The sequence below is a fragment of the Geobacillus thermoleovorans genome (assembly GCF_001610955.1).
In the GTDB taxonomy this organism is placed as follows: domain Bacteria; phylum Bacillota; class Bacilli; order Bacillales; family Anoxybacillaceae; genus Geobacillus; species Geobacillus thermoleovorans.
The window spans coordinates 1,665,196-1,679,002 of record NZ_CP014335.1; the positions used below are offsets into that span (position 1 = coordinate 1,665,196).

Consider the following 13,807-nt stretch of genomic DNA (forward strand, 5'->3'; position numbering starts at 1 on the left):
AAGCGGAAGTTTCTCTGCTAAAACCACTTTCAAGTAAAAACCAAGGGAGGGTGTCTGAACGGGGGCACCCTTTCGTTGACATGTGAAAGTCAGAGGATTCTCCATGGAGATGGTAGAGCACATTATGCCTTTAGCGACAACGCAAAAAAGACGACAAGAATCATTCTTGTCGTCCATCATAAGTGATGGGCCTAAGTGGACTTGAACCACCGACCTCACGCTTATCAGGCGTGCGCTCTAACCAGCTGAGCTATAGGCCCGCTTATAAGAAATAAAAATGGAGGGGGACGGATTCGAACCGCCGAACCCAAAGGGAGCGGATTTACAGTCCGCCGCGTTTAGCCACTTCGCTACCCCTCCGTAATCGTGATGCCGACTGCAGGACTCGAACCCGCAACCTACTGATTACGATTCAGTTGCTCTACCAATTGAGCTAAGTCGGCATAATTATGATATAAATCGTGGCTCATTGTTCATTTGTTGTGTCCCTTTCTCTACCAGCCAATTCGAAGAAGCTGGGTGCGTCGGGACAACTCGAAGCAAATTCGACGATGCAGATGCTCGTCTCTACCAATTGAGCTAAGTCGGCATAAAATAAATGCAAGAAGGTGGCTCATTGTTGTGCTCTGTGCCTCTTCCTCTACAAGCTGTTTCGAGGAAGCAGGATGCGTCGAGGCAACTCGAAGCCGACTCGACGAAGCAGGTGCTCGTCTCTACCAATTGAGCTAAGTCAATATTTATGGCGGAGGAGGAGGGATTCGAACCCCCGCGGGCTGTGACACCCCTATCGGTTTTCGAAACCGACCCCTTCAGCCAGACTTGGGTACTCCTCCATAGCTGTTTGGAGCGATGCGGTCGAGAGGACTTGAACCTCCACGGGGTTGCCCCCACTAGGCCCTCAACCTAGCGCGTCTGCCATTCCGCCACGACCGCATACAATGGAGCGTAGGGGATTTGAACCCCTGACCTCTTCGCTGCCAGCGAAGCGTTCTCCCCCTGAACTAACGCCCCATGATGGTGGAGTATACTGGGATCGAACCAGTGACCCCCACGCTGTCAACGTGGTGCTCTCCCGCTGAGCTAATACTCCACGTTGTTTGCCTAGCAGCGACCTACTCTTGCAGGGGCGCTGGCCCCAACTACCATCGGCGCTGGAGGGCTTAACTTCCGTGTTCGGGATGGGAACGGGTGTTTCCCCTCCGCTATCACCACTAGGCAATGGCGACGATTTCTATTATAAAGCAATCCAAAAGTTTGTCAAGTTTTTTTGTATCTTTATATTTCAGTTCCTTCAGAATCGGAACGACAATGTAAAATTTACTATAAAAAAATGAAAGAGTCAACCCTCTTTTTCATTTTTTTCGATCTTCACTGTCCCTTTCTCTAAAGTTCTTGTCATCCCCTTCTTTATACGCGTATAATAAAGAAGAAGGAACGTACAATAAAGCAGGGCATTGGCGGCCACCAATGCCCTGTCCATACACAGCCGCTGCAAGAAGCGCAGTGGCCCAAGCCTCGGGCATCGTAACCTACCCTCGCCTCGGCCTAGCAGGGTGGGTTACTTTTTGTCTTTGGATACGGCGATCACCGCGACGATGAGTGACGCAAACGCAATCATGAGCGTCAGCGCGTCGGCAATCGACATCATCAGCACCACCCCCTTTCGTTCAGGGAGTGGCCACTGCCCACCCTGCATATGGCTGTGCATGTTTCATTATACCATCAAATCAAACAAATGCGAATATACATTCGCGTCCTCGTTGAAAATTAGGAATGTTTCCCTACCCGAGGTATCCCCCCACCTTGCCTGTTACTTCGCGCCGCATCTTCACGGCCCCTTCCTCTCTGGTTCTTATAGCCCGCTGAAACTCCGACGTTTTCATCAAGCGCATAAAATCCGCGTTTTTCCGAATAATGATCATAGACGAATCTCGCTGTTCCAAGGAGGAAAAAAGGTGGAACAAGCAAGGCAAACCCGCATTCATGGGCTGTTGTTGCTGATCGTCGCTGCTGTGTTCGTTTGGTCGGCCATTCGTCCAACCAGCTATGCGGTGTGGGCGCTTGAGGTCGCCCCAGCGCTTGTGGGGCTTGTGATCGTGATGGCCCTGTATCAACGCTTCCGGCTGACAACGATGTCGTATGTCATCATCGCCATGCTGGCGGTCCTCATGTTGATCGGCGGCCATTATATTTACTCCAAAGTTCCTTTTTTTAACTGGATCAAAGATGCGTTCCATTTCGAACGCAACCATTACGACCGGTTTGGCCATTTCCTCAAAGGGACGTTCGCCATCGTCCTAAGGGAGATTGCGCTGCGGAAAACGCCGCTGTCGCGCGGCCCTTGGCTTTTCACGATCGTCACAAGCATGTCGCTCGCCATCGCCGCCCTGTACGAAATCATCGAATGGCTCGTCTCCATCATCTCCAAAGGAGGAAAGGCATCGAAAGACTTTTTGGGCACACAAGGCGATATTTGGGACACCCAATGGGATATGGTATGCACATTGATTGGGACACTGATTGCCCTATGGCTGCTCTCAAGGTGGCACGACCGGCAACTTGCGCGGTTGGATCAGCCCCGTAGCTAGGCGCTCGTAAAACAGCGGCTTCTCTTTTCAAGAGAAGCCGCTGTTTTCAATTCACCTTATACAAATAAATCGTCCACGCCGACTCATCGGACGTGAATACACGGTCCAACACGAGTCCATTTTCCGCCGCATTGTCAATCGGAACCGCCGAGAAAATATAGCGGCCGCCCATTTTTTTCAACTGTTCTGTATTCAGCTGCAAGTTCTTCAGCCGTTTTTTCGACTGTTTTGTAAACATATACCGTTTTCCAAGTTCTGCTGTAAAAATATAGAAGCGCCCGCCCCATTCGTCAAAATATGTGCGGATCGTTTTGCTTTTTTCCAGTTCACGTTCAATGATTTTGCGGAACTCGTATTTGTATGACAGCGGATAAAAGTTGTTGTACGTATCGAGCGTGTAAAACCCGTTGTATTGGGCGATGGCGGGGTGAATGCCGATGCTGACGACGCGGTAGTCGGACACCGGGAGCCCGATGTATTGCTTGATTTCTTGGAACTGTTTTTCCGCGTAAAATTGCTTCACCGTCGGCTCGTAGCGGAAGACGATTTCTTCGTTAATCAAAAACACCAAGATCACTTGGGCCGCTAGCAGCCGCTTCGCCCACTTTTCTCCTTTTTCGCTGTATTGCCATACGATTTTCAGCGCCAGCGCAAACTGCACATAAATGACAAGCGGGCGCAAAAAATGAAAGCGGGCAAAGTTAAACGTGTCCAAAAAATGAAACCGCTCGGTAAGCGGCAGCCACCCTTTATAAAACCAAAATGCATACCACGCCGACAGGGCGAAATTCAGTCCGAATAGGAAAAGAAATAACCGTTCTTGCTTCCATCGTTTTTTCATGAAAACAAGATACAAGGCCATCAACCAGGCCGGCAAAATAAAAAAGGTATGCTCGGTCATGACGTGATGGTGGCCGAGGATAAAGTTTTTCCACGTCAAGCGGACGCAATGCCAAAACGACAACCGGGCATGGAAGTACTCATCCCGGCTTGTCGGCTCGTCTTCCCATAAAAACGAGTACACAAGCCGGTACTCGACAAGCAAATACAACAGCGTCATGTAAGCGATGGAAGTCAAAAAGCGGATGTTCCACCCCTTCCCGCGCAGCACATCCAAAAGCCAAAGAGTGCCCATGGCGGCAAGAAAGAAAAAGAACCCGAGCACAAAGCTGGAATAAAACGGGAGAAGCGTGAGCGCGACGTAATGTTTCCACTCCCCCTCGCCTTTCCGGATGCTCAAAAACGCCCAGAGCGCAAGCGGCATGCCGAGCGTGCTTAACATCCCCGACGGCCAAAACAGCGTCAGCGCAAATGCGAGCGCCACGCCGATGCGAACAGCCATCCAACGCGGTTCGGGCAGGAAATGCGTTTTCAACAACAAATACATGCCCAAAAATGCCACCACCCTTGTGATCGTTTGGCTGAGCGCATAAGCAGTCATCGTGGGAAATAACGTGTGCAGCCAGACGATGCCGGTCAACTCCGAACCGAGGGCATTTCTTGACAACTTGCCGTTGGCGATTTGCGGAATCTTCGCGTCAAGCGGCCCGGTGATTTTTCCGCTTTCGGAGAGCACCTTATACCAAGCGATATTGGAATCCAAATTATCGTGGACGCGAATATGGGCGTTCTCGCCAAGGAGAAAGAGCGGGGACACGTAAAGGGCGATGAGGCAAAGTGCCAAAAGGAAGAGCCATCGTTCTCTTTGTTCGGCCATCGGCATCACGCTCCCGTTTCCAAGTTTCTATTGGATACGGTGTGCAATGAGAAGAAAATTATTCCTAAGGACGGTCGAAGAGGGTGGTGATTTATGAAAAGGGGGGCTGCGCGTTCTTCTCAGTCTCCTCTTCATTCGCATTTTTTGCCCCTTCTATTTTCTCTATGCACACCTATCTTAAAATATTAAGGACAACTTATGGTAGATAGCTTCCCCACTACAATACACAATAGAAAACAGCGGCCTCTCTCTTACAAAACCGCTGTTTACACCTGCTTCTACACCCTTGACTTTTCCTTTAATCCTATCAGATGGTCCTTCTCTTCCCTCCGGCTGAAAATCGCCGCGAGGATCGCTTCGGATATATATATATTGTTGTGCCACACGCTGAAAATCGCACTTGGAACAGCCGCCAAGGGTGAAAAATTCGCTGTGGCAATTGCCACGCTCAATCCGGAGTTTTGCATTCCTACCTCCATGGCGACCGCTTTTTGTTTAGCCAAATCCATGCCGAGCAGAAGGGGCAGGCTGAAGTCAAAGGCAACTGGACGAATCCCCCTTAACAAATTTGCCCGCCAACCGCTTGGATATCTTCTTCACGTTCGACCGTCACGTCAATGGCAATCCGCAGTCCTTTCACAATCGTTTCTAACGCCATGCTAGGCTGTCCTGGATGCCGGGCTGCTTGTTCCGGCAGATACGGAATATGGATAAATCCGGCCCGAATGGGCATCTTCACTTGGGCAATATAATGCATCAATCCGTAAAACACATGGTTGCAGACAAACGTTCCCGCTGTATAAGAGACAGAGGCTGGTATGCCGTGACGCCTCAACTCATGGACAATCGCTTTGACCGGCAAAGTTGACCAATAGCCAACAGGCCCGCCTGGAACAACGGGTTCGTCAATCGGCTGATGACCTTCGTTGTCGGGAATGCGGGCATCATTGATGTTCACCGCTATCCTTTCAACGGAAATATCGGCTCTCCCTCCCGCCTGTCCGACGCAAATCACAATATCGGGATCCACTTGCTTCATTGCATCATGCAAGATTTCTAATGATTGGCCAAATACGGTTGGAATCTCCCGAACTTCAACGATATACCGATCGTTTTTCCATCCGGCTGCTTGCTTGGCCGCCTCCAGCGATGGATTCACCGTTTCTCCTCCAAACGGATCAAATCCGGTCACGAGCACTTTTTTCATCGTATCTTCAGTCCTTTCCCGTTATCGGATTATAAATCCATGAGAGTGACCACATACATTGCAGCGATGTTGAACGCCAACAGAATCAACGCTGTCGGCACTTGCACGCGAATCACGTGGTTTTTGTCTTTCAAATCAAGCAAGGCGGCGGGCACGATGTTGAAATTCGCCGCCATCGGCGTCATCAAGGTGCCGCAGTAGCCGGAAAACATCCCGAGGGCGGCCACATGATTCGCATCGACGCCAAATTGTTTGATCAGCAGTGGAACAGCGATCCCCGCTGTCATGACCGGAAACGCGGCAAAAGCATTGCCCATGATCATCGTAAACAAAGCCATGCCAATACAATAGGCCACCACAATCCAAAACAATGAATGAGTCGGAATGATGTTTCCTACCAAATTGGACACAGCGGTGCCTACCCCAGCAGTCGTAAAAATCGTCCCTAGCGTTGCCAGCATCTGCGGCAAGAGGGCGGCCCAGCCGATTGATTCAAGCAGCCTGCGCGATTCTTTAACTGCCATAAACGGAGTGGTCCGAGTCATCGCCATGCTGACGAGCAAAGCAACGAACGTCGCTAGCCCGAGAGACACAAGAGTCACGTTTTTCGGATCGAAAAGAAAAGCGTTTCCAACCTTGACATTTTTCAGCCATGTCACACCGATGACAGTCAAAACCGGAATCAACAAGGCCGGAATGAACAGGCGATGTTTCAATCGATCGCGATGTTGTCTTCTCTCTTCCGGCGTCGCCTCTTGGTAGCTTCCGAGCTTCAATCCCCCGGTTCCGACAATGGCCACCATGATAAGCACAAGCACTCCGGTGTAAAACGGGGGAATGATGCTGCCGAACAGCAGTGTCACACCATAAAGGAAATAAAACAACCCTGATGTGAAGCGCTTCGGGTTTTGACGATCGGCAAAGGTCCACAAGCTTCCCAACACAACCACAATGCCTAAAAATATGTACACCGCTTCAATGGACAACCACATTCACTCTCTCCCCTTTCCATTCTCCCGATGAAAGAGCTTGTGAAGCGAGCGGTCCAGCCGATGCAGGCGGATGCTGTGAACGATCAGCGCGGCCACGGCCGTTGGGATCGCCCATAACGCCATATGCAGCGGATCAGAAGGAATGCCGTTTTGATCAAAAAATCCTTTCATCAACAAAATCGCTCCGATGGCGATGAACACATCCTCGCCAAAAAACAACCCGATATTGTCCACCGCTGCGGAATGAGCGCGAATGTCATCCCGGACATGATCCGGCAGTTTTCCGTATTTCGCTTCCGCCGCTCCTTCTGCCATAGGAGCGACGAGCGGACGAACCATTTGAGCATGGCCGCCGATGGAAGTAAGCCCAGCCGCTGCAGCCGCTTCCCGGATGATCAAATAAGCGGTCAAGATTCGTCCTGTTGTCGCGGCTTTGATTTTCGCCACGACACTTTCTGCCTGTTCACGCAATCCAAAACGTTCCAAAATGCCGATGACGGGCAATGTGGCGATGAACACCGCCATATACCGGTTGGTCGTAAACGCTGTTCCAAATTGTTCAATAATGTCATACAGCGATTGATGGGCGAGCAATCCTGTCGCCAATCCAGCCGCTGTCACGACAAGAAGTGGATTAATGCGAACAATGAAGCCGATGATGACGATCAACACTCCAATGAGCACCATGTTTCTCTTCTCCTCTCCAGCACATTTTACGGCAAATGTTAATACAAATCGTTACGTCGTTCACCCCACTCTATTTCTTAGTCGGCATCCCCCTCTCCTCCATCTGTCGTTCCACATTTCGGAACAATAGTTTCAAATTTGTTATTATCATTATATAATTGAGAAAAATTAAAAATCAATAAATACTTACCGAAAATTTACTTTACAAAATAAAACATCAACTTGACCGAACCCGTCATGATACATCAAGCCCCCTCTTCGTTGCATCCCTTGCCCCTATTTTGTATCATGAATAATTAAGAGAAATTTAGCAGAAAAAGGAGGTGCCAACCATGACCAAACAACTCCCTCCCGGCCAATTCGAAACGGAAAAATGGCCGATTTTGCATGAGGGCGATGTGTACCAATTCGATGAAGCGACGTGGAATTTCCGATTGTTCGGCGATGTGAAAGAGGAAGTGTCGCTTTCGTATCAAGAAGTGATGCAGCTGCCGAAGACGGTTTCAACCATCGATATGCATTGTGTCACAACATGGTCAAAATTCGACACGACGTTTGAAGGCATCGCCTTCCGCGAGTTTTTGCGCTTTGTGGAGCTAGATCCTGATGTGAAATACGTGAAAATTTACGGATATTTAAACGGCGACCGGTTCGGCTATTCGGCGAACTTGCCGCTTGAAGCGCTGATGGGCGATGATGCCTTGTTTGTCTATCGATGGAAAGACAAGCATCACGACTGGCAGGACATCTCGCCGAAGCACGGCTATCCGCTCCGTTTCATTCCGCCGGCGACGTTTTACTTATGGAAAGGGGCGAAATGGGCGTCCGGCATCCGCTTTATGAAAAAGGACGAGCCGGGCTACTGGGAAGAGCGCGGTTATTCGATGACCGCCAATCCGTTTAAAGAGGAGCGGTTTGCCGAGTGGGTGCCGCGGATTCGCTTTTGACAAAGCAAAAAGCGAGGGGTCGGAAATCCCTCGCTTTTTGATCATCAAGCGGCTTGGCGGGATGCCGCTTGTTTCTCAAGCCAAGCACGAAGACGCCAAAAGAGAAGCTGAAATACGATGGCCGCCATCGCTCCTTTGACGGCGTTAAACGGCAAAATCGCCGATACCACCAACGCCTTCGCTTCCGGCGCGCTCATCTGCGGAGCGCCAAGGAAAAGCGTGTACGCCGGCATAAAGACGTAGTAGTTGAGCACGCTCATGACGAGCGCCATTGTCACTGTTCCCGCCGCCAACCCCAGCAGCAAGCCTTTTTTCGATGCGGCTTTCCCATAAATATAGGAAACCGGCAAAATAAACGCCGCCCCAGCGGTAAAGTTGGCGATTTGGCCGATCGGAACGCCGGTCGCACTGCCGACAAAAACATAGTTCAACACGTTTTTCAAGAGTTCGACCGCCACGCCGGCGAGCGGGCCGTACAACAGCGCGGCGACAAGCGCCGGGATGTCGCTGAAGTCGACAAGCAAAAAGTTCGGAAACGGCGGCAGCGGAAAGTTGAGCATCATGAGCACATGCGCCATGGCGCTCAACACTCCGATGCCGACAAAGGCGCGGATGGAAATGCGTTTCATGTTTGTTCTCCTCCCCTTCTCGTGATTCATCCTCACAAGAAGAAGGCTGCCGCCGCGAGCGCCAACAAAAACTCCCTTAAACCGAACGAGGCTTAAGGGAGAAAAAGGGTGTGCGCAACTAGACGTTCGCATGCGCCAAAACGAACGCCGGCAAACCTTCATCTTCTCCCATCCAGACTATACTGTCGGCTCCGGACTCGCACCGGATCCTGCCTTGCGGCTCGCGGGCTGAGAGGCCAAGCGCCTCATCACCGCCGGTCGGGAATTTCACCCTGCCCCGAAGATGAATCGCTTATCCGTTTTTTATTATTCCGATGAATTTAGTATACAATTCCTTTTTGGGTTTGTCTACGATTTTTTGCTTGCGGCTTGATTATTCCCGCATCGGAAGCGAATCTCCCGGTTCGAGCACCGGTGGGGCGACTTGAACCAAATCGGCGTATTTCAATCCCGTCCCCGTGTTGAGCACGACGACCTTCTCCCCATCACGAATCCAACCGCTCTCGCGCAACGTTCGTGCCGCCGCAAACGCCGCCGCTCCTTCCGGGCAAATGAACGCCCCTTCCAGTTTCGCCACCATCTGCTGTTGGGCCAAAATCGCCTCATCGCTGATCGCAATGGCGCAGCCGTTCGTCTCATACACCGCCTCAAGAACAAGAAAGTCGCCAAGCGCTTTCGGCACATTGATGCCAAACGCCACTGTATGGGCGTTCGGCCAAAACTCCGATTCACGTTTTTTCTCCTTCCACGCCTTGACGATCGGCGCGCAATGCTCGGCCTGCACAGCGACCAGCCGCGGCATGCGGCCGTCCACCCAGCCGAGCGCCTGCAGTTCTTTGATCGCCTTGTAAATGCCGATCAACCCGACGCCGCCGCCGGTCGGATACAAAATGACATCCGGGAGCTGCCAAGAGAACTGCTCGGCGATCTCCAGCCCCATCGTTTTCTTCCCTTCAATCCGGTACGGTTCTTTCAACGTCGACGCATCGTACCAGCCGTATTCGCGGATCGCTTTGGCGACGATTTGCCCGGCATCGCTAATGAGGCCGTTGACGAAATACAATTCCGCCCCAGCGATGGCGCATTCCTTTCGCGTCAGTTCCGGCGCCTCAACCGGCATGACGACCGTCGCCTGAATGCCCGCCCGCGCCGCGTACAGCGACCACGCCGCTCCCGCGTTGCCGTTTGTCGGCATCGCGAGCTGTTTGACGCCCAATTCCTTTGCTTTAGAAATCCCAACCGCCGCGCCGCGGGCTTTAAACGTCCCTGTCGGAATAACCCCTTCGTCTTTCATGTAGAGCGCTTCAATGCCGATTTCCCGCCCTAAGCGCGGCATCGGCACAAGCGGCGTCATCCCTTCGCCGAGCGACACGATATGTTCAGGATGCTTTACCGGCAGCAACTCATGATAACGCCATAAATTCGCTTCACGTTCCCTCAGCACATCCCTCTTGACTTTTTGGCGCATCGCCTCCAAGTCGTAAGCGACAAGAAGCGGCGAACCGCATTCGCAAAGTTGATGGATTTGGTCGACATCGTATGTACGTTCACACTTCGGACAATACAGATGAGACACGTAGCTGAATGACATGGTTTGGCTTCTCCTTTCCATTTGTTTCATCCGCACGAGGCAGAAAGCACCTACTTTCGCGTTTCTGACGAGACACTGGCCTTTTCATTATACCATAACCGTCCTCTGCCGCCGGCGCCTGTAATGGCAGCGTCCGTACGCCAGTACGCCAACTTTGGGGCATCATAGCGCCAAGTAGGAAATGGTCCCCTCTTTTTTACCGTTTGAAGCCGCATATGGTAAAATAAAACGGAAACCGCCTCTTTTTTCTCACTGCATCGGCGGAATGATTCGCTGATCCAGAAAAACTTATACATAAGGAGATGAACCAATGAAACAGGAACTCATCGAACGCTTCATCCGCTACGCGAAAGTCAACACTCAATCCGATCCAAACAGCCATACGTGCCCATCGACTTCGGGACAGTGGGAGCTGGCGAGAATGCTCGTCGAAGAGCTGAAGGCGATCGGGATGGAAGATGTGACGATCGATGACAACGGCTACGTGATGGCGACGTTGCCGGCCAATACGGACAAAAACGTGCCAGTGATCGGCTTTTTGGCTCATATGGACACCGCGCCGGAATTTACCGGAGCCAACGTCAACCCGCAATTGATTGACTCGTACGACGGCGGGGACATCGTGTTAAACAAAGAACAAGGCATCATCTTGTCGCCAAACGATTTCCCGGAGCTCGCTCACTACAAAGGGCATACGCTCATCACGACCGATGGGACGACGCTGCTTGGTGCTGACGATAAAGCCGGAATCGCCGAAATTATGACCGCGATGAACTATCTCATTCAACACCCGGAAATCAAGCACGGCAAAGTGCGCGTCGCCTTTACGCCGGATGAGGAAATTGGCCGCGGGCCGCATAAATTTGACGTTGCCAAATTCGGCGCCCAATTTGCCTACACGGTCGACGGCGGGCCGCTTGGCGAATTGGAGTATGAAAGCTTTAACGCTGCCGAAGCGAAAATCACGATCAAAGGCAAAAACGTCCATCCGGGCACAGCGAAAGGAAAAATGATCAACTCGATCAAAATCGCCATGGAGTTCGAGCAGCAGTTGCCAGCCCATGAGGCGCCTGAGCATACGGAAGGATATGAAGGGTTTTACCATTTGCTTTCGTTCCAAGGCAGTGTAGAGGAAACGAAGCTTCATTACATCATCCGCGACTTTGACCGCGAACAGTTTGAGGCTCGCAAAGCGAAAATGAAAGAGATCGCGGCTTCGCTTGCGCAAAAATATGGAAACGACCGAATCACTCTCGAAATCAACGACCAATATTACAACATGCGCGAAAAAATCGAGCCGGTGCGCCACATTGTTGACATCGCCCACGAAGCGATGACGAACTTGGGCATTGAACCAAAGGTGAAACCGATCCGCGGCGGTACAGACGGGTCGCAGCTCTCCTACATGGGGCTGCCGACGCCGAACCTTTTCGCCGGCGGCGAAAACTTCCACGGCCGCTACGAATACATTTCCGCCGACAATATGGTGAAAGCGGCCGAAGTGATCGTGGAGATCATCAAGCTGTTCGAGCAAAAAGCATCTTGATCTGCGGAAAAACTCTCTTGAACGATCTTTTTTCGATCGTCCAAGCACAAGCGGCTGCAAGCCCGCCCATTAGGAGTAAAGAAAAGGTGTCCCGAGTCTTTTGGGGACACCTTCTTCATTAGATAAGCGACCGTTCGCCCTTCCATCCTTTTTCCTCGGTCAACACCTGTTACGGAAGCCGGTTGATCCGCCCCTCGATCCGTGCTGAGAACGGTTGCTCAAGACCGCGAATATACGAGACAAGGGCATCCAAATCGACCGGGCCGACCTCGCGGTTTGTCCCATGCGTCAACACCGTGAACCCATCGCCGCCGTCGGCGAGGAAGCTGTTGACTGTCACCGTGTACTCGGCGTCCGGTTTTAGCGGTGTGCCGTCAGGAAGCTGAATGTCAATGACTTTTTCTCCGACCGGCTTGCTGGCGCTCCATGTATAGCGGAGGCCGGAGATTTGCAGCATGCGCGTTTGGGTTGGCTGCCATTGTTGATTCAAAAGCTGGCGGATTTGCGCGCCGGTGAGCGTCATTTTCACGAGCTGGTTGTTGAACGGCTGAACGTTGTACAATTCGCCCCACGTCACTTCGCCTTGTTCAATATCGGCGCGAATGCCGCCCGGGTTCATAAAGGCAAAATCGGTTTTCATCGCCGCCCGCTGGGCATCGGCGATCAAATTGCCCAAGGCGGACTCGCCGCTTTCGTTTTGTTCATCGGTGATCGTTTCGGCTGCTGTGCCGACGACTTGATTGACAAGCGGCGCCACTTTCGCTTCATATTTTTCGACGAGGGCACGGATTTCCGGGTCCGGAGTGATGCCGTCATGATAGGTCGTCACGATCTCCGCTTTTTTGGCGACGACGTCTTTCGTACGCGGGTCGATTTTCAAATCGACATCAGAAAACGCCGTGCCGTACGAATACGACTGAACGAGCAGCTTGCCGTCCACAACCGCATTTAAATAGGCATGGTTATGACCGGCGAAAATCACATCGACTTCATCATCGACATTTTTGGCGATATCGACAATTTCCCCGCTTGCGTTTGTCCCATCCGGATTGGATACGCCTGGGTTATGGGCGAGAACGACGATCGTTTGCACCCCTTTTTTCTTCAGTTCCCGGACCGCTTTGTTAATCGCTGTTGCTTCATCGATGAACTTGACTCCCGCGACGCCGCTTGGCGTCACAATCGTTGGTGTTTCCGTGAGCGTGACGCCGATCAATCCGATCGGCATGCCGTTGACCCGCTTAATCACATATGGCGGGAGAATCGGCTTTCCCGTTTGCGCATCAACGACGTTGGCGCTCACGTACGGAAAATCTGCTCCGGCGAAATCGCCGGTCGCCGGGTGATATCCGCCATGGATCAAGCGGAGCATTTCCGCTACTCCTTCATCAAACTCATGGTTGCCAAGGGTGCCGACGTCAAAGCCGAGCTTATTGAGCACTTCGATCGTCGGCTCGTCCTCTAGCAGCGCCGATACCGGCGGGCTGGCGCCAACCGCATCGCCGGCATGGACGAGCAGCGTATTTTTGTTTTCCGCCTCCCGCTGTTTCAAATAAGCGGCTAAATAATCAGCCCGTCCAACTTCCCGCCCGCCGACTTTTCTCGTCACATTCAACTGGCCGTGGAAGTCGTTAATGCCTAACAGCTGCACCTCAATATAACGGTGCGAAGAAGCAGGCGGCTTCCCCTTGCTTTTCCCGTTCCCTGCCGCCCCAACTGGAGCCGCGGCCAGCACCGCTGCAACAGCCAATGCGGATAGCACCCGTCTTCCCCATCGTTTGGAATTCTTCATTCCCGGTTCCCCTTTCTCTCGCCTTCTCGTTCACTCCCATTATATCCTTGCGAGTCAGTACAATGATAGAGCAGAAAGGATGATTTCTCGTAAATATTTTGTAAATTCACA

11 protein-coding genes, 7 tRNA genes, 1 rRNA gene, 1 pseudogene and 1 riboswitch are annotated in these 13,807 nt (G+C 51.9%); of the genes and pseudogenes, 3 read left to right on the top strand and 17 right to left on the bottom strand.

What is annotated here, in order from left to right; all coding sequences use genetic code 11:
• Positions 1-186: 186 nt before the first annotated feature.
• The 9 genes from GT3570_RS08335 to GT3570_RS19080 all read right to left on the bottom strand — a co-directional run bounded on the left by GT3570_RS08335 (position 187) and on the right by GT3570_RS19080 (position 1,648).
• Positions 187-260: transfer RNA gene (locus tag GT3570_RS08335), tRNA-Ile, on the bottom strand.
• An 18-nt stretch (positions 261-278) separates the two neighbouring features.
• Positions 279-360: transfer RNA gene (locus GT3570_RS08340), tRNA-Tyr, on the bottom strand.
• Positions 361-370: 10 nt separating this feature from the next.
• Positions 371-443 (bottom strand) — tRNA-Thr (locus tag GT3570_RS08345).
• Positions 444-740: 297 nt separating this feature from the next.
• A tRNA-Ser gene (locus tag GT3570_RS08350) sits at positions 741-833 on the bottom strand.
• 17 nt (positions 834-850) lie between these two features.
• Positions 851-933, bottom strand: a tRNA-Leu gene (locus GT3570_RS08355).
• A gap of 6 nt (positions 934-939) precedes the next feature.
• Positions 940-1,011: transfer RNA gene (locus GT3570_RS08360), tRNA-Ala, on the bottom strand.
• A gap of 4 nt (positions 1,012-1,015) precedes the next feature.
• Positions 1,016-1,090: transfer RNA gene (locus GT3570_RS08365), tRNA-Val, on the bottom strand.
• A 9-nt stretch (positions 1,091-1,099) separates the two neighbouring features.
• Positions 1,100-1,216 (bottom strand): 5S ribosomal RNA (rrf, locus tag GT3570_RS08370).
• Between the two features lie 342 nt (positions 1,217-1,558).
• On the bottom strand, positions 1,559-1,648 hold the full coding sequence (locus GT3570_RS19080; protein ID WP_021322622.1) for a putative holin-like toxin: 90 nt from the start codon (positions 1,646-1,648) through the stop codon (positions 1,559-1,561).
• Positions 1,649-1,955: 307 nt separating this feature from the next.
• On the opposite strand from GT3570_RS19080, the gene GT3570_RS08375 reads away from it, so the two are divergent.
• Positions 1,956-2,588: a DUF2238 domain-containing protein gene (locus tag GT3570_RS08375; protein WP_011231249.1), complete on the top strand. Its 633-nt coding sequence runs from the start codon at positions 1,956-1,958 to the stop codon at positions 2,586-2,588.
• 46 nt (positions 2,589-2,634) lie between these two features.
• On the opposite strand, the gene GT3570_RS08380 is transcribed toward GT3570_RS08375, so the two are convergent.
• From GT3570_RS08380 to GT3570_RS08400, 5 genes and pseudogenes are all read right to left on the bottom strand, one after another.
• Positions 2,635-4,305 (bottom strand): DUF6044 family protein, encoded by a 1,671-nt coding sequence (locus GT3570_RS08380; RefSeq protein ID WP_033007538.1) that lies wholly within the window; start codon positions 4,303-4,305, stop codon positions 2,635-2,637.
• Positions 4,306-4,583: 278 nt separating this feature from the next.
• Positions 4,584-4,823: pseudogene (locus GT3570_RS08385) on the bottom strand (transporter, sodium/bile acid symporter family protein); the annotation flags it as partial.
• Between the two features lie 41 nt (positions 4,824-4,864).
• Entirely contained in the window at positions 4,865-5,512 is a 648-nt protein-coding gene (pcp, locus tag GT3570_RS08390; RefSeq protein WP_013523781.1) for a pyroglutamyl-peptidase I, read from the bottom strand.
• 29 nt (positions 5,513-5,541) lie between these two features.
• The gene (locus GT3570_RS08395; RefSeq protein WP_014195863.1) at positions 5,542-6,504 is read right to left on the bottom strand and encodes a DUF979 domain-containing protein; all 963 of its coding nucleotides are present in this window, start codon (positions 6,502-6,504) and stop codon (positions 5,542-5,544) included.
• Positions 6,505-7,191: a DUF969 domain-containing protein gene (locus GT3570_RS08400; protein WP_014195864.1), complete on the bottom strand. Its 687-nt coding sequence runs from the start codon at positions 7,189-7,191 to the stop codon at positions 6,505-6,507.
• Positions 7,192-7,523: 332 nt separating this feature from the next.
• On the opposite strand from GT3570_RS08400, the gene GT3570_RS08405 reads away from it, so the two are divergent.
• Positions 7,524-8,138, top strand: a complete 615-nt coding sequence (locus GT3570_RS08405; RefSeq protein ID WP_014195865.1) for a sulfite oxidase-like oxidoreductase — start codon at positions 7,524-7,526, stop codon at positions 8,136-8,138.
• A 44-nt stretch (positions 8,139-8,182) separates the two neighbouring features.
• Here GT3570_RS08405 and GT3570_RS08410 read toward each other — a convergent pair whose 3' ends face one another.
• The gene (locus tag GT3570_RS08410) at positions 8,183-8,767 is read right to left on the bottom strand and encodes an ECF transporter S component (protein ID WP_014195866.1); all 585 of its coding nucleotides are present in this window, start codon (positions 8,765-8,767) and stop codon (positions 8,183-8,185) included.
• Between the two features lie 156 nt (positions 8,768-8,923).
• Positions 8,924-9,056: riboswitch (FMN riboswitch) on the bottom strand.
• Positions 9,057-9,140: 84 nt separating this feature from the next.
• The gene (locus tag GT3570_RS08415) at positions 9,141-10,358 is read right to left on the bottom strand and encodes a threonine synthase (protein WP_033845420.1); all 1,218 of its coding nucleotides are present in this window, start codon (positions 10,356-10,358) and stop codon (positions 9,141-9,143) included.
• A gap of 310 nt (positions 10,359-10,668) precedes the next feature.
• Here GT3570_RS08415 and pepT point away from each other — a divergent pair, with 310 nt between their 5' ends.
• Complete coding sequence (gene pepT, locus GT3570_RS08420; protein WP_011231254.1) at positions 10,669-11,904, top strand: peptidase T; 1,236 nt, start codon at positions 10,669-10,671, stop codon at positions 11,902-11,904.
• Between the two features lie 169 nt (positions 11,905-12,073).
• Here the strand turns inward: pepT and GT3570_RS08425 are convergent, their stop codons facing one another.
• Positions 12,074-13,696 carry a bifunctional metallophosphatase/5'-nucleotidase gene (locus GT3570_RS08425; protein WP_062898622.1) on the bottom strand — a complete coding sequence of 541 codons (1,623 nt, stop codon included), beginning with the start codon at positions 13,694-13,696 and terminating at the stop codon, positions 12,074-12,076.
• Positions 13,697-13,807: the final 111 nt, after the last annotated feature.

Coding starts and splice junctions, on each gene's coding strand:
- GT3570_RS19080 (WP_021322622.1), bottom strand. CDS start 1,648: ATGATGTCGATTGCCGACGCGCTGACGCTCATGATTGCGTTTGCGTCA.
- GT3570_RS08380 (WP_033007538.1), bottom strand. CDS start 4,305: ATGGCCGAACAAAGAGAACGATGGCTCTTCCTTTTGGCACTTTGCCTC.
- pcp (WP_013523781.1), bottom strand. CDS start 5,512: ATGAAAAAAGTGCTCGTGACCGGATTTGATCCGTTTGGAGGAGAAACG.
- GT3570_RS08395 (WP_014195863.1), bottom strand. CDS start 6,504: ATGTGGTTGTCCATTGAAGCGGTGTACATATTTTTAGGCATTGTGGTT.
- GT3570_RS08400 (WP_014195864.1), bottom strand. CDS start 7,191: ATGGTGCTCATTGGAGTGTTGATCGTCATCATCGGCTTCATTGTTCGC.
- GT3570_RS08405 (WP_014195865.1), top strand. CDS start 7,524: ATGACCAAACAACTCCCTCCCGGCCAATTCGAAACGGAAAAATGGCCG.
- GT3570_RS08410 (WP_014195866.1), bottom strand. CDS start 8,767: ATGAAACGCATTTCCATCCGCGCCTTTGTCGGCATCGGAGTGTTGAGC.
- GT3570_RS08415 (WP_033845420.1), bottom strand. CDS start 10,358: ATGTCATTCAGCTACGTGTCTCATCTGTATTGTCCGAAGTGTGAACGT.
- pepT (WP_011231254.1), top strand. CDS start 10,669: ATGAAACAGGAACTCATCGAACGCTTCATCCGCTACGCGAAAGTCAAC.
- GT3570_RS08425 (WP_062898622.1), bottom strand. CDS start 13,696: ATGAAGAATTCCAAACGATGGGGAAGACGGGTGCTATCCGCATTGGCT.